Annotated in this window: 15 protein-coding genes; 11 read left to right on the top strand and 4 right to left on the bottom strand. The window is 36.2% G+C overall.

The features are described 5' to 3' along the window. Positions 1-2,878 precede the first annotated feature (2,878 nt). Both nadB and K2F45_RS27295 read left to right on the top strand, forming a co-directional pair. Positions 2,879-4,471 (top strand): L-aspartate oxidase, encoded by a 1,593-nt coding sequence (nadB, locus tag K2F45_RS27300; RefSeq protein ID WP_088163399.1) that lies wholly within the window; start codon positions 2,879-2,881, stop codon positions 4,469-4,471. 5 nt (positions 4,472-4,476) lie between these two features. Continuing rightward, complete coding sequence (locus K2F45_RS27295; RefSeq protein ID WP_248932746.1) at positions 4,477-4,983, top strand: gamma carbonic anhydrase family protein; 507 nt, start codon at positions 4,477-4,479, stop codon at positions 4,981-4,983. Between the two features lie 49 nt (positions 4,984-5,032). Here K2F45_RS27295 and K2F45_RS27290 read toward each other — a convergent pair whose 3' ends face one another. The 4 genes from K2F45_RS27290 to apaG all read right to left on the bottom strand — a co-directional run bounded on the left by K2F45_RS27290 (position 5,033) and on the right by apaG (position 11,344). Continuing rightward, on the bottom strand, positions 5,033-6,712 hold the full coding sequence (locus K2F45_RS27290; RefSeq protein WP_248932745.1) for an Ig-like domain-containing protein: 1,680 nt from the start codon (positions 6,710-6,712) through the stop codon (positions 5,033-5,035). 78 nt (positions 6,713-6,790) lie between these two features. Next, the gene (mnmG, locus tag K2F45_RS27285; RefSeq protein ID WP_248932744.1) at positions 6,791-8,650 is read right to left on the bottom strand and encodes a tRNA uridine-5-carboxymethylaminomethyl(34) synthesis enzyme MnmG; all 1,860 of its coding nucleotides are present in this window, start codon (positions 8,648-8,650) and stop codon (positions 6,791-6,793) included. Between the two features lie 93 nt (positions 8,651-8,743). Next, entirely contained in the window at positions 8,744-10,609 is a 1,866-nt protein-coding gene (locus K2F45_RS27280; protein WP_248932743.1) for an ABC-F family ATP-binding cassette domain-containing protein, read from the bottom strand. A gap of 348 nt (positions 10,610-10,957) precedes the next feature. Next, on the bottom strand, positions 10,958-11,344 hold the full coding sequence (gene apaG, locus K2F45_RS27275) for a Co2+/Mg2+ efflux protein ApaG (RefSeq protein WP_046673176.1): 387 nt from the start codon (positions 11,342-11,344) through the stop codon (positions 10,958-10,960). Between the two features lie 149 nt (positions 11,345-11,493). Here apaG and K2F45_RS27270 point away from each other — a divergent pair, with 149 nt between their 5' ends. The 9 genes from K2F45_RS27270 to K2F45_RS27230 all read left to right on the top strand — a co-directional run bounded on the left by K2F45_RS27270 (position 11,494) and on the right by K2F45_RS27230 (position 21,137). Continuing rightward, positions 11,494-12,204, top strand: coding sequence for an SAM-dependent methyltransferase (locus K2F45_RS27270; protein ID WP_248932742.1), 711 nt, complete (start codon positions 11,494-11,496; stop codon positions 12,202-12,204). A 214-nt stretch (positions 12,205-12,418) separates the two neighbouring features. Then, positions 12,419-13,174 (top strand): alpha/beta hydrolase, encoded by a 756-nt coding sequence (locus K2F45_RS27265; protein ID WP_075990419.1) that lies wholly within the window; start codon positions 12,419-12,421, stop codon positions 13,172-13,174. 22 nt (positions 13,175-13,196) lie between these two features. Further along, entirely contained in the window at positions 13,197-13,682 is a 486-nt protein-coding gene (locus K2F45_RS27260; RefSeq protein WP_153847935.1) for a hypothetical protein, read from the top strand. Continuing rightward, a complete protein-coding gene (locus K2F45_RS27255) occupies positions 13,672-14,772 on the top strand; it encodes a Nif3-like dinuclear metal center hexameric protein (RefSeq protein WP_088163391.1) in 1,101 nt (366 codons plus the stop codon). Before K2F45_RS27260 ends, K2F45_RS27255 begins: the two co-directional genes overlap by 11 nt. Next, positions 14,772-15,524 (top strand): zinc ribbon domain-containing protein, encoded by a 753-nt coding sequence (locus K2F45_RS27250; protein WP_046673181.1) that lies wholly within the window; start codon positions 14,772-14,774, stop codon positions 15,522-15,524. The genes K2F45_RS27255 and K2F45_RS27250 overlap by 1 nt, the downstream gene beginning before the upstream one ends. A gap of 143 nt (positions 15,525-15,667) precedes the next feature. Next, positions 15,668-18,985, top strand: a complete 3,318-nt coding sequence (locus tag K2F45_RS27245) for a S41 family peptidase (RefSeq protein ID WP_248932741.1) — start codon at positions 15,668-15,670, stop codon at positions 18,983-18,985. A gap of 241 nt (positions 18,986-19,226) precedes the next feature. After that, entirely contained in the window at positions 19,227-20,150 is a 924-nt protein-coding gene (locus K2F45_RS27240) for a CPBP family intramembrane glutamic endopeptidase (RefSeq protein WP_248932740.1), read from the top strand. Continuing rightward, entirely contained in the window at positions 20,125-20,340 is a 216-nt protein-coding gene (locus K2F45_RS27235; protein WP_083663420.1) for a putative signal transducing protein, read from the top strand. Before K2F45_RS27240 ends, K2F45_RS27235 begins: the two co-directional genes overlap by 26 nt. Beyond that, on the top strand, positions 20,337-21,137 hold the full coding sequence (locus K2F45_RS27230; RefSeq protein WP_075990415.1) for a phosphatidate cytidylyltransferase: 801 nt from the start codon (positions 20,337-20,339) through the stop codon (positions 21,135-21,137). Before K2F45_RS27235 ends, K2F45_RS27230 begins: the two co-directional genes overlap by 4 nt. The last annotated feature ends 2 nt before the right edge of the window (positions 21,138-21,139 follow it).

Genomic DNA, 21,139 nt, shown 5'->3' with positions numbered 1-21,139 from the left:
ATCTTGCAGCACTGACAGCGAAATACCTATTAAAAAATACAAAACAAACGTTTATAAGTATTAATAGTTAAATTAATTTATATAAAGTTTAATTACACAATATTACGCCCATATAAACTCTTTTAGACTTGAATATTTAGGAAACTATTCAAACTCTTCATTTATAGCAAAAGCTGAAGGGGTTTATTTCACATTATTTCGATCTTCGAAAATCAGTTTCATCCAGATCCAACCTTCATAGCCTAAGGAACGTTTTTAGGCATATTACAAAACAATGAAAAATATAGCACAAAAGGAAGCTTTATTTATTAACATTTCTGCTTAAAAAACGTTTTTAAGCTCATATAGGAGAGATTAATGGATTCTGGATTGATCTAAAATTTTATATTAAATTCTCAGCGGGTTTATTTTGTAAAATTGGAGCAAACTGTAGGTGCCTGCAGCATTGAACGCCTACAAAATATCTTCGAAAACAAAATAAACGCTCTGAGAATCGTCTATAGCATATTGTATCATTACCTTCCCTAAATATGCCATTCTAATCGCAAATATTTGAAGTTTATATATTTTCTGTTTACCAACCACAAACAGCAACGAAGGCCAGAATTGGGCGAAAATCTAATTTCAGCAATAAAAATACGTCAGAGACAATCAATACAAAACAATAATCTGGAATAAGCGCTGTTACATTTTCGTATAAAAATACTAGCAGCTTGTAGAAATGAATATAGGAATGTAGCGAGGTAAATTTACGCTAATTCAGGGTCAATAGCGTTGAATCAAATAGTTCAAATAAACCCTATAAGAATTGAATATTTATAAGAAAATCTAAAAGAGTCGAGTAGAAGCGAATCTAAAAGAGACTAATTCGCGGAAATTGAAATAAACAACTAAATGACACGTACAACATCCAAAATAAAGTGGATGAGAATTAAATATTGGCCACCATAAGCTAAGATTGTGCATTTATCTAATTCTAAGAGGGTTTGATAAAATTTTTACAATTTAATTTTACAAAATTTAAGAATCAATGATGAATTCTGCCAAAATAAAATCAATTATACCTAGTATCCGGATAAAAATCCAGTAAATAGCCCCCTCAAAGCTCAATATAACAAAATCGGAACGTATATCCGGCTAGACAGAGCATTTAGCGATAATTATCGCATAAATTACAAAAAAACAGTAAATACAACTTAAAAGTAATTAATTAATATAAGAAAGAAATATAAATTCTTAAAAAAATATAAATTCTCAAATTTATATTAAATTTGGTGAACTAAACCGCTTCATACTTAAATAGATAAATAATATTAAAAGATAACACTGAATATGGGATTGACAAAACAATTTCAATGCAAGTTAGTCGCTTAGAATTAAATATTCAAAACAAACAGCGAAAGAAGTCAATATATTCAATCTATAAGAGCTTTATTTTAGAAAAATACGCCCTGAGAATGATATAAAAAGATTCTTTATAACAATGATCCAGAATATTCGAATCTCACAGATCCAAATTTGGACAATTACTCCATCTAATGGATGTTGGGCTGCAAATATAGTAAGATTGTTTGTTCTACAATAAATTATTTGAAGAAATTATTTGCAATCCAACATTATAAACAAGCTAATCTTAAAATTTCACTTAGATCGCAAGCAGTCCACCATTTAAACGCATAGAATGCAATAAAAAGCACTGAAAACAAATTTTGTAAAAATATCCAATTTTGAGCGGGTTTATTTTCAAACAATAACCTTGAGACTCTGTTTAAAATTCAATTACGCCAAAACCAAACGGATATTATAGCCAATCCGAATACAATAACCCGATCAGGAATAAAAAATTCCAATAAGCATTACCGTTCATTTTGAAAAATTTGCTGATAAAGTTATAAAAATTCCGTACTCAAATTTTAACTCGTTGACAAGACCATATTCAAATATTTTTTTAAAAAAAAAGCAAATAAGCAAACCTAAAGCGACTTAAAATCCAAATAGTAAAATCAACTAAATTGCCTTTTTCAAAGAAATTTTTAAAGCATAGATTAGTAGCTATTAGAATTCAATAAAAGAATTTATCTCGTTGAAAGCCAGAAATATTGATATCTCATAGCACGAAAATGAAAGTCAAACCTTTTCTTTATCGATTTCCATCAGTTACAATCCGATAAAATTGAAATAAGATCCCATAAGGGAAAATATCCAAGTATAAAACGGCTTAAATGAATTTTTTCTTAAAAAAATTATAAATAACGCGCTGAAATTACTTTAAATCCATATGTAAAAAAAAATAAAATAAATATCCGATCCTAAAGCGCTTTAAAAGTCAATAGGAAATTAAAAAAATAATATAAACTCAATTAGAATTAAATATTTCAATAGGGGACTCCACAATTCCCGGATATCGAAACCTAACGGGCTCTAATCGAACTTGACAAAACTAAACAAAGATTTTCGAACGTATTCCACAATCTTTTTTTTCAATAAATACTAATTATTTAAAATAGAAAATCTCTTATTGTTTATTATGGTGTGGAAAAGTGGTATAAATTAGGTTATTTCAATTTTGATTTTAGGTTTTTAAAGAGTTTTCAACAATTTTTCAACAGGATTTATCTATTAAAGAGCTGATTTCTAAAATTCTAATTTATCGTATTTTTTATTTTCCATATATTTTTGTTGAATAGTTTTTGTTTAGAAAATGTGGAAATCTATGGATTTTTGTGCGGAAAAATTTTAGAAATAAGGTTTCAAAATAGGGGATTTGTGAATTGTTAAATACTTTTCATTTTTATTTAACCTTTTATTTACACGTTTTCCACATTTTTCGTTAATTTGAATCGTCACTTTTGGGGATAGTTTGTGAATTTTAATTTATATGGCAGATAGAAAGGTAGATTTTTTGGTCATTGGATCAGGTATTGCTGGATTGAGCTTTGCTTTAAAGGCATCGAAATTCGGTAAAGTATTGATAGTCACTAAGTCCAATGAGGATGAGTCTAATACAAAATATGCGCAAGGGGGAGTGGCTGCCGTTGTGGATAAGTCAGATAGCTTTGAAAAGCATATCATTGATACTCAGATTGCTGGGGATGGTTTATGCGATGTTGAAATTGTGGAAAACGTAGTAAGAGAAGCACCGGAACGGATAGCAGAACTTATTTCATATGGGACATCATTTGACAAGGAGGAATCGGGCTTGTATGACCTGGCAAAAGAGGGGGGACATTCAGCTCATCGTATTTTACATTATAAAGATATAACTGGTTACGAAATAGAGCGTGCATTATTGGCTCAAGCACATAGTGATCCCAATATTGAAATTGTAACACATTACTTTGCCATTGATTTGATTACACAGCATCATCTGGGTGAGTACGTGGATAAAAATAGGGAAGACATTACCTGTTATGGAATTTACGCTTTTAATACCTCATCACATTTAGTAGATCAGATTTTGAGTAAGGTCACCGTGATGGCCTCTGGCGGAGCCGGTCATGTTTATTCAAGTACAACAAATCCAACTATCGCGACTGGAGATGGTATAGCGATGGTGTATCGGGCAAAAGGTAAGGTACGTAATATGGAGTTTATGCAATTTCACCCTACTTCTTTATATAATCCAAAGGATTCGCCTGCATTTTTGGTATCCGAAGCTGTACGTGGATTTGGGGGAATTTTAAGGAGGATCAATGGTGAATCTTTTATGGAGGAGTACGATGAACGTGCTTCCTTGGCACCAAGAGACATCGTTGCTAGAGCTATTGATGCCGAGATGAAGAAATCAGGTATAGATTATGTTTACCTCGATATTACGCATCGGGATAAACAGGATATCATCAAGCATTTTCCAAATATTTATGAAAAGTGCCTTTCGATCGGACTGGATATGGCGAAGGATTTTATACCAGTTACGCCGGCGGCGCATTACCTCTGTGGCGGTATCTATGTAGATGATTTTGGACGCAGTAGCCTTGTTAATTTATATGCTTGCGGTGAGTGTTCTTCTACTGGACTACATGGTGCAAATAGATTGGCTTCTAATTCACTTCTTGAAGCACTTGTTTATGCACATCGTATTTTCTTAGACGCCACAAAGTCGATAGGATTGATTAACCATATTGTTGACGTTCCGGAATGGGATGACTCTAAAACCTCACTTTCAAATGAGGATATTTTAGTAAGTCATAATTTGCGCGAATGCCAAAAGATTATGAGTGACTATGTTGGTATTGTGCGTTCCGATTTTAGGCTGGAAAGAGCCCTAAAGCGTTTACATTTATTGTATGAGGAGACAGAAGAATTCTATCGAAATACCAGGCTTTCTGTTAAATTGTGTGAATTGCGTAATGTTATTCAAGTAGCTTATATTGTGACAAAATCAGCTATGTTGAGGAAAGAAAGTAGGGGATTGCATTATACAACGGACTACCCGAAACATTCGGAAGTACTACAGGATACAATTTTTTAAGGAATATGGCACTTATTTTACCTGTTTTAGATATATCTCCGGTGATAGCCGAAGAATGCTTCTTAGCACCTAATTCAACGATTGTGGGCGATGTAAAGATTGGACATCACTGTTCTGTATGGTTTAACGCTGTAATACGTGGAGATGTCAATTATATTCGTATTGGTAATTATACGAATATTCAAGATGGTGCTGTTATACATTGTACCTATAAGAAATGCGGTACAACGATTGGCAATTATGTGAGTATAGGCCACCAGGCTATGGTACATGGATGTATTTTGGAAGACCATGTGCTCATTGGTATGGGAGCTATCGTTATGGATAATGCTATTGTTGAATCTAATGTTATTGTAGCAGCTGGGGCAGTAGTTTTGGAAAATACACGTTGTGAATCGGGATTTTTATATGCTGGAGTACCTGCGAAAAAGATAAAGGCACTTACTGAAGAGCAGAAAGGTCTATTGCAGCAGCTACCACATAATTATGTTCTGTACAGCTCCTGGTTTTAGCTTAATCGAATTAGCAGTGTTTTAAATTATTATTTTAGAATGGCCTCAGTTATTCTTTTTTGAGGCCATTCAATGAAAAACTATCTTTTTGTTCCCAATTAGCACGTATCGTAAATACTTTATTTAGATATATTACAGGTTCCGGAAAGGTTTTCTTTTCGACATCTCCGGTATCCCAGATTCCATTATCATTGTCGTCGCGAATTACACGTATGCTATACTTTCCTCCTGGATACTGTTTGTATACGACGGTCGGATTGTTCATGTTTATTTTGTCGACGCGATAGACTTTATCTTTTTTCTCATTGATTAGCTCTACCAGATATGTGGTATTGCTATCTAGATCTGTAAAATCAAATGTCAGATCCCCATAGTTTTCACTATCGTCATAAGTCAAATCCAGCTTTTTCTCTTTATTTTGCTCGCCAAAATAGCCTGTTATGGCGCCTTCTGTAAACTCAATTTGGTACTTTTTATCTTTTCTCCAATTATATCGAATATGGTAGATATTGGTATTCGCTGTATCAACGGCAAGTTGGTAATTGGTTCGGACCAATGAGTCCTCTTTGAATTTCAACTTGGTTTTATCGATATTCTTGATCGGTGTAAATGCAGATACCTGAAGGTGTGTAATCCGATCGACTCGCCCATTATTTGGGGTAAAAATTGGCTCAATTGTCTGCTCTATTTTTACATTCCCTTTTCTGATTAGAATGGTGTCCAATGGTTTTTCATTTTCTGTCAGAACTAACTTTAGGGAGTCTATTTTTAAATTTGGAATAAACAAAGTAGCGGAGTCTGATGTATTTGAAAAGCGTACTATTTTATCCTTGTTGTTTACTTCATCATTTAGGATATTGAGTTTGGGTTTGTCCACTCGCCTGTTAAAAATAAGTAGTATACTTCCATTTTTTTCAAATTTCTTCTCTTGCGTTCTAAACTTTTTTGGGGTTCCTTTGAATATCTCCAAATTGATATTGTTTAAGTCCCGCGTTAGCACGATAGAGTCTTTTAGGAAACCTATTTCTTCATCAGCGCCATTATAGATCCTATCATTGTTCTTTTCTTGAAGTGCGTAAATGCGATAGGTTCCTTCTCTTAAATTGTTTAGTTTGTAATTGCCTGCAGTATCCGTTGTCGTAAATATATTCGCTTTCTTCTTCCCGAAAATGGAGTCTTGGCTAATTGGGATCAATAAGACTTTAACATCTTTTTGGACCTCTTTGGTCACAGCGCTTTTTACATTACCGGATATACTGAGTGAATCTATTTTGTCTCCTGTTGCGAATACATAAGCATAATTGACCAGTGCATTTCCTGCATTATAGTCGACTAGTCCTTTACCGAAATATATGCTGTAAGTTGTATTTTTTTCTAGGGAATCAGGTAAGGTAATTTCTAGATTTTTTTTCTTGACCTTGAATTCTGGGTTACTCCCCATGTCTGGTGTGATACTAAATTCTTTTTGTTGATTTGCCAGTTTGATATATTCGTCGAAAGTGATAACTATTTTTTTTGCTGTAAAATTCTTCGAAAAATTCGTAGGGCTTTCCAGTAGTATTTTCGGCGGAATGGAATCTTTTGGTCCTCCCGTAGGTTGCTGTATGCTTGCACATTGTATAGACAAGCCAATAAGCATAATAAACATGCTTAAAATAAGTAATCTTGTTTTTAAGCTACTTTTTAGCCTTTTTGAACCACTTTTATTTTCTCTTAAAGAAGTTGTCATAAAAAATAGAATATTGTCTTAAATCGCTTATTTTAAGCTATGTAATGTTTATTATGTAAATATTTGTATATCAGTTATTTAGCTCATATGTACCATCAATACTGTGATATCAGAGGGTGAGACACCCGAGATTCTTGAAGCTTGCCCCAATGTACGTGGTTTAACCTTTGACAGCTTTTGTCTTGCCTCAATGGATAATGACGTTAGCAAGCTGTAGTCGAAGTCAGGGTTTATTTCTCTATCTTCCATCTTCTTCATACGATTAACTATTTCCATTTCTTTATCGAAATAGCTTTCATATTTGAGATTGATCTCTGCTTGTTCGACGGTGTCGTTATCAAATTGGGATACATAGTGTGCAAAGCCTTCATCTCCTTTCAGAATATCTTGGATACCAACTTGTGGTCTCGCAAGTACATTACTCAACCTTGTTTTCTGAGGAAGAGCGCTCGAGCCAACTTCTGCTAACACTGCATTCATCTTTTCGACATTGGTTGAATTTTGTTTTAGATACTCAATTATTTTAGTTGAGTTATCAATTTTGTCTTGCACTTTTTTGAGCCTTTCTTCTCCTACTAATCCCAATTTGTAAGCTAATGGGGTTAGGCGAATATCAGCATTGTCCTGGCGCAAAAGTAGACGATGTTCTGCTCTTGATGTAAACATACGGTACGGCTCTTCAGTTCCTTTTGTTACGAGATCATCGACCAATACACCTATATAAGATTCGGATCGTTTTAGAATAAGTTCCTTATCATCGTTGATGCGTTGATGCGCATTTATCCCGGCTAGGAAACCTTGAGCGGCGGCCTCTTCATAACCAGTAGTCCCATTGATTTGTCCTGCAAAAAATAGATGTTTCACCAATTGGGTTTCTAGGGTTAGATCCAATTGCATTGGTGGAAAGTAGTCGTATTCTATGGCATAACCTGGTCGGTACATCTTTGCATTTTCAAAACCAGGGATTAATTGCAGAGCTTTTAATTGTACATCTTCCGGCAATGAAGTCGAGAATCCATTGACATAGATTTCTACTGTTTTAAAACCTTCGGGCTCAACGAATATCTGATGTCTTTCACGCTCGGCAAAACGATTTATTTTATCTTCTATAGAAGGGCAATAACGGGGACCCAATCCTTTGATACGTCCCGTAAACATAGGTGATTTTTCAAACCCAGTACGAAGCATTTCGTGAACTTTATCGTTTGTGTAGGTAATCCAACAACAGCGTTGTTCTATAGGTATTTCTACATCTGTATAAGAAAACCGCCCTCTTTTTACGTCGCCCCACTGTTCTTCCATTAATGCATAGTTGAGGCTTCTCCCATCTATGCGTGGTGGAGTCCCTGTCTTCATTCTTCCTGATTCGAAACCGAGGGAAACAAGTTGTTCGGTTAAACCTGTGGCTGCCTTCTCTCCTGTTCTACCACCTCCAAATTTTTTATCGCCAATGTGAATTACACCATTTAGAAAAGTTCCATTGGTCAGTACCACAGCGTCCGATTCTATTTCTATTCCCATCGAAGTGATGACACCGCAAGCTTTTCCATTTTTGACGATAACTTCTTTTACGGTATCTTGCCACATATCTAAATTTGGAAGAGACTCCAATTGTAATCTCCATTCTTCAGCAAAACGCATTCGGTCATTTTGCGTGCGTGGGCTCCACATAGCAGGACCTTTCGAAAGATTGAGCATTCGGAATTGAATGGTTGATTTATCTGCTATGATACCCGTATACCCGCCCATAGCGTCAATTTCTCTTACAATTTGTCCTTTTGCTACACCACCGATAGCGGGGTTGCAACTCATTTGGGCTATTACTCCCATATTCATTGTGATGAGTAAAGTGGACGAGCCTAAGTTAGCTGCCGCCGCCGCTGCCTCACATCCGGCATGCCCCGCACCAACGACAATTACATTATATTTTTTAAACATTGTTCTATTCTTGTTCCACGTGAAACGTGGTGTTTTTATTTCTTTGTAAATTTACGTTTTCTTTGTGTTCCACGTGAAACCTCTGGTGAAATTTTACATAAAATCAGCAAGATATAACCATCTTTCGGATTTGTCGTCTATCTGTTTTTGGATAGATTGAATTTCTTCCGCTAAGGAAGAAAGTTTTAGATGATCTGTTACCTGGTTTAGTTCCTCCGTTTTTAACGCTACTTGTGTTTCCAGTTTCTCGATTTCTTCTTCTAGTTTGTTATATTCCAATTGTTCCTTGTACGAGAGTTTTTTCTTTTCCTCTTTTACAATTGGCTTTACCTGTTCTTGGCTTATCCTTTTTTGTTTTTCCTTTTCTAATTTTTGAATTTCTTCCTGTTCAAGTTTAAAGTCGGCATAATTTCCATTGTATATCTGCACGATCCCCTTTCCTTCAAAAATGAAAAGTTGATCCGTCAATTTATCTAATAGATACCTGTCGTGTGATACTAATATGAGTACTCCTTTGTAGTTGTCAAGAAAATCTTCCAGTACGTTTAATGTATCAATGTCCAAATCATTGGATGGTTCATCCAGGATTAGAAAATTTGGATTCTTCATTAAAACACGCATTAATTGAAGTCTTTTTTTCTCCCCTCCACTTAATTTGTTAACGAAACCAAATTGTTTTTCAGGAGGAAATAAAAAGTGGGTTAGCAGCTGTGAAGCCGTGATTACTTCCCCATTTGCCATTTCAATATAGTCTGCTATATTTTTTACAACATCTAGTACTCGATCGTTTTCATTTACTTCCAATCCTCCCTGTTTATAGTAGCCATATACTGTGGTTTCCCCTACCGCTATAGACCCTGTGTCAGGTTTTTCTTCTCCCGTGATTAAATTAAGAAAGGTTGATTTTCCAGTACCATTTTTTCCAGCTAGACCAATACGATCACCTTTTTTAAAGGTGTATGAAAAATCATGTATGATATCCTTTGCTCCATAACATTTGGCAACATGTTCTAGTTCGAGTATTTTTGAACCCTGTCTGCTTACTTTTACACTGAGTTGTACCGAGTCGTTTCCTTTAATTGCTTTAGATTTTTCTTCCAAGTCATAGTATGCTTCAATACGTGATTTGGATTTGGTACCACGTGCCTGTGGTTGACGACGCATCCACTCCAATTCACGGCGAAGTAGATTTCTGCTTTTCTCAACCATAACCGCATCAATAGTTTCGCGTTCGGACTTCTTTTCTAGAAAATAAGAATAGTTACCTTTATAGGTAAAGAGATTGCCCCTATCCAGCTCTCGAATCTCAGTACAGATATTATCCAAGAAGTAGCGATCGTGCGTTACTAAAAGAACGGTTTTGCTACCTGTTGTTAGTAGTTTTTCAAGCCATTCAATAGTCTCTATATCCAAATGGTTGGTGGGTTCATCTAATATATAAATATCCGGCTCGTCTATCAAAAGCTTGGCTAGCGCAAGGCGTTTTCGTTGGCCTCCTGATAGACTTTTGATGTCTTGATGGAAATCCATAATATTTAAACGATTTAGAATCGTCTTAATATTATGCTCATACTCCCAGGCATTCAATGAACTTATTTTTTCTGTAAGATCTTCTAATTTTTTCTGATCGATATCAGTCTCCAATAGCAGCTCCTCGTACTCTCGAATAAGACGTTGTTGATCGTTGTCTGTACTATAAATAAAATCATTGATTGATTTTAATCCTGTGAAATCAGGATCCTGTTCTAAGAAACCAATTTTTATACCTTTTTCTTTTACAACTTTTCCTGAGGTTGGTAAGATTCGCTCTGCTAAAATGGCGAGTAAGGTTGATTTACCTGTGCCATTGATTCCGACCAAGGCCACACGGTCACCCTTTTGGAGACCAAAATGTAAATCTTTAAAAAGCCATCGATCATGGAAGGAATGGCTTACTTGTTCTGTAGCTAAAATACTCACGTTATATCACCCTAAATTATATTCAGTCAATTTACACGTCAAAACACGACCAAGAGGTTTCTACCCTTGGTTGCGCATACTGTGTTGATAATCAGTGTTTTAATAATTTATTGCTGATTATCATTTATTTATATATTGAATCAATAATCGTTTTGATTGCTGACTAATTTAATCTATCGGGTGGCATACGATCAAATGCTAGCATTTGCCATCGGGTAAAATAATAATACCCCGAGGTTAGCTTGTTCATTTGGAATGCTCGCAAAAATAAAGAAATAGTTTCTTATTCGATGCGAAAAAAGCTTCGTTATTTGATTAATTGGCAATAATGATACTGCCTTGATAAAATTAATTCAATGCGTAATCAGCTATCAGATTGAAACGTGGTATTTCAACTTGAAAGCTGCCGTTGTCCAGTGTTCGGATCATATTGTAATATCCTTCCATGAATCCGAATTCGCTATTGAGATTGCAACCTGAGGTATACTGATGAGTCTGGCCAGGTTCTATAATAGGTTGTTCGCCTACTACCCCTTCTCCAGATACCTCCCTATAGTCTCCTTTTGCGTCAAAGATTTTCCAATAGCGACTTATCAATTGAACCGTGTAATCGCTGAGATTTTCTATGCTGATATGATAAGCAAACATGAAATGTTCACGGTCCGGATTCGAATACTCTGATTGATAGATGGTTTCAACCGAGATTTTTACGCCTTCTGTAATTTGTGTGATCATTTGAATGATGTTTATTGTTGCAATGAATATTTACGCTAAAATACTAATAATGAGTTTAAAAATCGAAATTATAATCATTTTAAAAGGTTAAATAATGCTAAGTTTAAAATTAGTATAGCCAAATGGACCTTAATTAGTAGGTTTGTATTATGGCAAATGGTATCTTATATTTAATTCCTGTTCCATTGAGTGATGACGCAGCTTTCCAATCGTTTACTGCATATTTAGTGGAAACAATCAATTCATTGGACGAGTATATTGTAGAAAATGAAAAAACGGCTCGTAAGTTTTTAAAACTTGCAGGTTTAAAGATTCCGCAGAGCGAACTAAAAATTCATGATTATGGAAAACATGCGCGGGATAAGGGAAATATAAACGACTTTTTTGGCGGCTTGAAACAGGGCAAAAATGTTGGTTTAATGTCTGAAGCAGGATGTCCTGGTGTTGCTGACCCCGGAGCTTCTATTGTAGCACGGGCACATCAATTGGGTATTAAAGTAGTTCCTCTTGTTGGACCAAGCTCTATTTTACTAGCGCTTATGGCTTCTGGATTTAGCGGTCAGAAATTTGCTTTTCATGGGTATTTACCTATCGATAAAATTGATCGAGCTAAGGAAATTAAAAATCTCGAACAACAATCAGCACGCGAAAAGCAGACTCAGATTTTTATCGAAACTCCATTTAGAAATAATCAGCTTTTGGCTGATCTACTAAAAATATGTAAACCTTCCAGCTTACTCTGTGTTGCGTCAAATGTAACTGCGGCCGATGAAAATATCCAAAGTTTGACGGTTGCTGAGTGGAGAAAACGATCGTATGATTATCATAAAAAGCCTACTATTTTTTTACTTTATGCATGATGTTTTTATAGCTCCCCCCCTACCCTATCTTCATTGATGAGGCTTAGTTGAGCAGCTAAAAGCTGTTTTTAGCAGATTGAATTATGTTTTAACAAAGTAAGTGAGTGGTCACATTTAGTTTTAAATAAAATGTAAACTGGCTTATCAATACAGTTTCTGAATAGTTTCTGAATAGTTTTTGTTAAGTTTCGAGAATGATTAAATATATAAAACCATGAATCACTGTAGATTACTATTTATTATATTTTTCTTTTCATTAGTTGGATTCGGTAAAGATGTTTCTGCGCAGTCTTCTACGTATGTGATCGTCCATGGAGCTTGGGGTGGAGCTTGGCAGTTTAAAAATACTGCTGTTGAGTTAGCGAAGAAGGGAAATGAGGTTTACCGCCCTACACTAACAGGCTTGGGTGAGCGTTATCATTTAGCAGATACTTCTATTCGATTGCAAACTCACGTTAATGATGTTGTAAATACGATTCTGTTTGAAGATCTTCATGATATTATACTGGTGGGACATAGTTATGGTGGTATGGTAATTACGGCTGTGGCCGATAGTCTTCCGGATAGAATACGTAAATTGGTTTACTTGGATGCTATACTTCCGGAGGATCAACAATCGGTAATAAACTTAATGGGGAAATCTACTGCAGCAAATGGACTGCTAAGATTAGAAAAGGATGGTTATATTTTTCCTTTCTGGGTGAAGGACGTTAAGAAGCTTCCTAGAGATGTCCCCCACCCGCTAAAAACAATGACAGATAAGATTATCTTAAAAAATCCGAAACGACTTAAGATCCCAGGTACATACATTTTGACTTATATGGATGGTACAGCAATTGAGGAGGACGATTTTTACCCATTTTATAAGAAAGCTAAAACCATGGGTTTTAAAACAATCGAATTTGTTGGAGATCATAATCCACAAATAAAAAGGTTGAAAGAATTAGTAGATTTGTTGGAACAGGAATAATAAATAAGCAATAAATAGTTCAATGACGCAAGAGGAATTAATAAAAGAGTTAAGTAAGCCTGAAGTAATTTATACCGCTATGGGTATTGTGGCTATACGTATTATTGTATGGCTTTTATTTGCAAATACAATTCGAAAGACCTTAAAATTGGTCGCCAAAGAAAATAGATTAATGACGCCTAACCAATCCTGGTTAGCTGCCATTCCGCTGGTTAATATTTATTGGAATTTTCAGGTTGCATCGCGTCTAAGGGATTCTTTGATCAATGAATTTTATGATCGGAAAATAGCTGTGGAAGAAAACCCTACGTTTAGGAAAGGATCGCTATATGCATGGATTTACTTGGCCACAAATATTCCACTCCCACTTTCCATTTCCGGTGTACTGATCATTATGCATTTTGTGACCTTGGCTAATTATTGGTTTGAAATTAACGCGAATAGAAGAATTTTGGAAGAACATAATAAATTTAGAGAAAAGGAGGTAATTGTAGACCATGAAAATTAAAGAAGTCATTGATTATTTGGAGCAATTGGCTCCTTTAGATTTGCAGGAGTCTTATGATAATGCTGGGCTTATTGTGGGCGACGCCAATAGAGAGATTACAAAAGTGCTCATTTCTTTGGACTGCACAGAAGCTGTTGTAAAAGAGGCCATTGATAAAGGATGTAATTTAATTATTTCGCATCATCCTATTGTTTTTAAGGGCCTAAAAAAATTTAATGGAAAAAATTATGTGGAGCGTACGGTTATTAAAGCAATTGAACATAAAGTTGCATTATATGCCATTCATACAAATCTCGACAATGTTACCGGTGGAGTGAACACGAAAATTGCCGATAAATTGGGATTAGAAAATCAGGCTATACTGGAATCTAAAACAGATGTATTGCGAAAAATGGTCGTTTTTGTACCAAGGAGTCATGTTGAAGATGTCCGACAGGCATTGTTTGATGCGGGTGCAGGTAAAATCGGAAAACACTATGATCAATGTAGTTTTAATACGGCAGGTTATGGTAGTTTTAGACCTTTAAAAGGGGCCGATCCTACCATTGGGGAGATTGATGTTCAAGAGCGTGTAGAGGAAACACGAATTGAGGTTATCTACCTGAAATCTAATGAAAGGAAGTTACTTTTAGCACTCTATGAAGCTCATCCCTATGAGGAAGTAGCTTATGATTTGTTTGATATTCAAAATACGGCCACTGAAATTGGTGCTGGAATGATTGGAAATTTGGCTGAACCAATGGCTGAATTGGAATTTTTAGCTTATCTTAAGGACAAACTGAGGTTGAATGTCATTCGTCATACAGCCTTATTAGATAAAAAAGTTAGTCGTGTAGCTGTCTGTGGTGGCTCGGGTGGATTTTTACTTGGTGCAGCCAAACGTTCTGGCGCTGATTTTTTTGTTACAGCAGACTATAAATATCATGAATTTTTTGATGCTGAAGGTGAAATAGTGATTGCAGATACGGGACATTTTGAGAGCGAACAATTTACGCAAGAATTATTGTACGACATTATTACGAAAAAATTTCCTAACTTTGCAACCTTAACAACAGAAATAGATACAAATCCTATAAAATACTACAGTTGATGGAACAAACCGTAGAACAAAAATTGAAAGCATTATGGCTTTTACAAGCCATACATACTAAAATAGACAAGATTCGCCAAGTTCGTGGTGAATTGCCTATGGAAGTTGCAGATCTTGAAGATGAGATTGCGGGTTTAGAAACTCGTATTGAGAAGATCAGAATAGACTTAGACGATTTAGAAGATTCGATCGTTAAGCGTAAAAACATGATTAAGGATGCCCAAGCTGCTATCAAAAAATATGAGTCGCAGTTAAATGAGGTAAAAAATAATCGTGAATACGACGCTATTTCGAAAGAAATCGAAATTCAAGGTCTTGAGATTCAGGTTTGTGAAAAAAGAATTAAAGAAGCAGAATTCGAAATTCGCAACAAGACAGAAAACTACGATACTACTGTAGGTAATCTTGAGTATAGCAAAAACGAGCTTGAGGGAAAAAAGAAAGAATTGGAAACAATTACTTCTGAAACTCAAAAGGAAGAAGATGCATTATTGGCTAAAGCTGCTGAGGCTGAAGCTAATATCGAAGAACGTTTGGTAAAGGTATATTACCGTTTACGTAACTCGTTCAAAAACGGACTTGCTGTTGTGTCGATTGATCGCGATAGCTGTTCAGGATGTCATAATAAGATTCCTGCTCAAATGCAATCAGAAATACGTCAACGTAAGAAAATCATCATTTGTGAGCACTGTGGTCGCGTTTTGGTCGATGAAGGAATTGTGTTAGAAATCGAACAAGAGTACGGTTTCTAATCTTCAAAAGATAAAGGAAAGTCCTGCTGGAAAGCAGGACTTTTTTTTTATCATATTTTTTATGCAACTTTGTTGATATACTAACTAGGTCCACTTTACAAAAGTGTAGTTTTGTGTGTGGTAAATTTAACCTTTAAACGTTTATGAATAAAACTCATTTCAAGTTATTTGCTGCCTTTTTGCTCGGGACATCCTTTCTGCAAACAAAAGCGCAAGAAACCTTATTGCTTCGAAATCCAAGTATCAGCGCCAATAATATCGCTTTTGTCTATGGTGGAGACATTTGGATTGCCGACAAAAACGGAGCAAATCCGAGACGCCTTACAACAAATCCAGGGGTGGAACAGAATCCAATGTTTTCTCCAGACGGCAAGAAAGTAGCATTCACAGGCAATTATGACGGAAATACAGACGTATATGTAATCCCTGTAACGGGTGGAGAGCCAAAACGTATCACTTATCATCCCTCGTCCGATGTATTGCGCGGATGGCTCAATAATGATGAAGTATATTATACTACATCTCGTGATTTCACCTATGCTTTAAGTCCACGATTATACAGTTCCAATATTCAAATGTCGGGAATGGACAAGGCGCTCATTATGCCTGAGGCTACTCAAGGAAGCCCTTCTGCCGATGGTCGTTATTGGGCTTACATCAAGAATACTGATCCTACTGAAAGAGATCGAGTAGCCTTTAAGCGTTACCGGGGTGGTGGTATGCCAACCATTTGGATCTTTGACACCAAAACAAAAGAAATCGAGACTATTCCGAATGTTAAAAGTAATGATGTTAAGCCATTATGGTTGGGAACAAAGGTTTATTTCCTATCTGACCGCGATAAAATTGTCAATATTTTTAGCTACGATACCAAAACTAAAAAGGTTGAAAAACTAACAGATTTCAAAGATTATGATGTACGTTCCTTGAATGGGAATGGTAACGACTTGATTTTTGAATATGCTGGAGTATTGAATACACTGAATCTAAACGGAAATAAAATTACTCCTTTGCACATCACTGTGAATACAGATGTTATGTACAAAAGACCTTATTATAAAGATATCAAGGACGATATACGTTATGCTACATTATCTCCTACAGGTCAGCGAGCGTTATTTGAAGCACGTGGGGAGATCTTTACTGTACCAAAGGAAAAAGGAGAAGCTCGAAATTTATCTAATTCACCAGGTTCACATGAACGTTTTCCAGATTGGTCTCCCAACGGTAAATGGGTTTCATATATCTCAGATAAAAATGGATCCTATCAGTTGGTACTGATGGATCAGTTCGGAAAAGATCAGCCATTGTACTTTAATTTAGGGGAAACCAATTTCTATTTTGAACCTACTTGGTCACCAGATTCAAAGAAGCTTTTTTACAATGATGCGCATCTTAATCTGTACTATATTGATATTGCTTCCAAGGCTGTTGTCAAAGTCGCCGATGACAAATTAAGTGGTCAGACCGGGCGTGTATCCAATCATTTCCAACCAAGTTGGTCTCCAGATTCAAAATGGATATCCTTTATACGTACACTGGAAAACGGTGCACCTGCTGTGTTCATGTATAACTTAGATACAAAGAAAACTCAGCAAATTACGGATGGTATGAGCTCTGCCCGCAGTACTGCATTTTCGCAAGATGGTAAATATTTATTTTTTACGGCGAGTACAAATACAGGTTTAACAAATTCTGGTTTACATATGTCCGCTGTACAGCGTAACGTAGATTATGCAGTCTATGCTTTTATCCTGTCGAGCAAAACACCATCATTCTTTAAAAACGATAGTGATGATGAGCAAATCCGTGAAGATAAAGCTGATAAAAAGGAAGAGGGAGAGAATAATAAAAAAGAACGTGTAAAAGAGAATGATAAAAAAGCCCCTAAAAAGGATAAGAAGGAAGAGTCAGTTGCAAGCAAGCCGGTTGATAAATCTATTCAGGTAGACTTTGATCGTATAGAGAATCGAATTGTTGCCCTCCCTTTGCCAGCCGGTCCTTACTGGAATTTAAATGGTTTGGTTCCGAATCAATTGACTTATCAACGTGGTGGAACAATCGGTGCATATGATTTTAAGGATCTTGAAAATAAAACCTTGGTGGAGAATGCACGTAGTTTTGTTATTAGTGCCGATGGTAAAAAGATGTTATATCAAACTGGAAATGGGTTCAATATTGTAACAGCTGGGCAAAAAGTAGCCTCTCCTACTGCTGGCGAGGTTAAGCTAGGTGGAATTCAGCAATTGGTGGATCCCGCAGCCGAATGGAAACAGGTATTCAATGAAGTTTGGTCAATGCAAAAAGACTATTTCTATGTAGAAAATATGCATGGTGCTGACTGGAAAGCGATGAAAACCAAATATGAAAAATTCTTACCTTTTGTAAACCATCGGTCTGATCTTGGTTATTTATTGAACGAAATGATGGGAGAAATGGTCGTGGGACACAATTATATCTATCCAGGAGATCAACCTTCCACGCCATCAGTTTCAGTTGGTGTGTTGGGAGCAGATTATACGCTAAAGAATGGTTATTATCAGATCGCCAAATTGTTTACGCGTCTTGAATGGAATCCATCATTCAAAGCCCCATTGGCTGAACCGGGATTAAACATAAAAGAAGGAGATTATATTGTTGCAGTTAATGGTACTGAATTGACTGAAGATAAGGATATTTATAGTCTATTCGACAACACTGTTGGTAAACAAGTTACGTTGAAGGTCAATTCAAAACCTTCTTTGGTAGGCGCACGAGAAGTAATCGTTAAACCGATCTCGTTTAGTGATGAAATGAACTTGCGTAACATGGAATGGGTCGAAAGGAACCGTAAAAAAGTAAATGAATTGAGCAATGGGCAAATAGCTTATGTGTATATGCCGAATACCGGAGCTGAAGGGTATACCTATTTCAATCGGTATTATTTCGCTCAGATGGATAAAAAGGCTCTTCTAATGGACGAAAGGAACAACGGTGGTGGTTGGGTTGCCGATTACGTGATTGATCTCTTATCTCGCGAGTTAATCGCTGGCTGGGGAATTCGTGATGGAAAAGGATTTACGACTCCAGGAAATGGCATTTATGGACCAAAAGCCATGATTATTAATGAAAATGCAGGCTCAGGTGGGGATATGATGCCTTATATGTTCCGTTTTAAAGGACTTGGCAAATTGGTGGGTCGTACAACAATGGGGATTTTGGTTGGCATAAGCGGTTACCCTCCTTTGTTGGATGGAGGCCGTATTACTTCACCAAACTTCGGTGTTTATGACCTAAAAGGAAATTGGATTATCGAAAATGAAGGGGTCGCTCCTGATGTATTTATCGAACAATTACCAAAAGATCTTTTGGAAGGCCGAGATCCACAGCTTGAAAGAACGGTGAAAATATTGTTGGAAGAAATGAAAACATATCCGTATAAAAATCTGCAGAAACCTGCAGACCCAATTCGAGTGAATTAGGATAATCTATATTAAAAAAAGGCTTTGGATTTTTCCAAAGCCTTTTTTTTGATCATATATGCTGTGTCAAATGTATTCATATTCGGGATGATCGAATACCTCTGTTGGAGTTTTTACTGTATTTGGATGATATCGCGCGTTGCCATTCGGCTAGTACAAACTAGACGGCAGAATTTGAATGAACGCGACAATTTTAATAAATCTTGCTTTTATTGCTATCTTTAACTGATATTTAATAGCTATGTTTCCTGAACAAACACCCCATCCGTTTCAATCTTTGTTACGATTAATCTTAATGGTTATCGGTTTTGGCATTCTTTCGCAGATTATTGCTATTCTGATTATTGCAAGTTATTATACATACACAAGGCAGGTATTCTCGTTGGAGTCCTTAATGAATGGATCGGCCAATGAGATGCGCTTTATGTTGTTAATGAGTAGTTTAGGGACTTTTGTTGTGCCATCTTATCTGATGAATACACGCGAAGGATATGGCATTACGTATTTTAAACTGAAGAAATGGCCTAGTGGAATGCAATTTGGCTATATATTTTTGGCAATGCTTTCGTTTATGCCTTTGATGAGTCTGATCGGTCACTGGAATGAATCCTTGCAATTACCCGACAATATGCAATCGTTGCAGCGTTGGATGGAGCGTAGCGAAAAGGAATCGGGTGATTTAATTAAGGGCATCATTATGGAGTCGAGTATATCCGGCTTTTTGTACAATATTGTTGTACTGGCCTTAATTCCGGCCATAGGTGAAGAATTGCTGTTTCGTGGTATTTTGCAAAAAATAATAGGAAAATGGTTGAGCAATCAGCATGTGGTTATATGGCTCGTTGCTATTATCTTCAGTGCGATACACCTGCAATTTTTTGGTTTTGTTCCCCGCATGTTATTGGGCGCTTTTTTTGGCTATCTTTATGTATGGAGCAAGAACATCATATTGCCCATCTTTGGGCACTTTGTCAATAATGCCGGAGCCACAATTGGAGCATTTTATTACGTAAGACAGGGAAAGAGTTATGATGAACTCAATGCATTTGAGTTACAATCTTGGTGGATATATCTTGTAGCCTTCATTTTTACTCTTATTTTTGTATTCTTATTTTATCGATCAACGCAAAAAGAAAACAATGGAGAACGATTGGAAAAAAATTAAAACATATACAAATGCTATTCAAGCCGAGATAGTCAAGCAAATGTTGGAAGAGAATGGTATTCCGGCTGTCGCGTTGAATAAACAAGATTCTTCTTATCTGTTTGGGAAAATTGAACTTTATGTCAGCGAAGGATCTATCGAAGCAGCCGAAAGGTTAATTGAGGAATCGGAAGGGGATTTTAGTTTATGAAAACAAGGGCAATAACCGGAGTAATCTTTGTGGCTGTTATGATAGCGGCTACTCTTTTGGGAGCTTATGTTTATTCCATCTTTTTTACCCTGCTAAGTACATGGTGTCTTTATGAATTCTATGGAATAGTTTCATCCGAAGAACGTGCCCCAAATAAAGTGATTGGTATCGCTCTGGCCTTGGTACTGTTTGTTTTGGGATCCTTAATTTCGATGGATCTGCTTGCGGTAAAATTTTTAGCACTGATTATTCCGTTTATAAGTGCGACTTATATTATTTCACTTTTTCAGAAGAGAGCTTTTCCTTTTAATGATATTGCCTATACTTTTTTGGGAATAGCTTATGTTACATTACCTTTTTTCCTATTTTCCAAATTAGGGTTTATGCAAAGTGCTTTTAACTATGTGCTGCCCTTAGGTTTTTTGATCTTATTGTGGACAAACGATACAGGGGCATATCTCGCTGGACGAAGCTTCGGGAAACGTAAATTATTCGAACGTATTTCGCCAAAGAAAACATGGGAGGGTTTTTTCGGTGGATTGATTTTGGCAATTGTTGCTGCAGTGAATCTAGAGAAGTATTTTGGTTATCTACCGCTCTGGCAATGGGTAAGTATAGCGGCAATTATTAGTATTGTTGGAACATTGGGCGATTTGGTGGAGTCGATGTTAAAGCGTAGTTTGCACGTGAAAGATTCCGGAAATATATTGCCCGGACATGGTGGTTTTTTAGATAGATTTGACGGATTGTTACTAGCGGCACCTATGGTCTATGTTTTCTTAATTTTAATCAATTGATT

It is taken from the genome of Sphingobacterium siyangense (assembly GCF_023277505.1).
Lineage (GTDB): Bacteria > Bacteroidota > Bacteroidia > Sphingobacteriales > Sphingobacteriaceae > Sphingobacterium > Sphingobacterium siyangense.
This window is presented reverse-complemented; position numbering and strand designations above follow the sequence as displayed.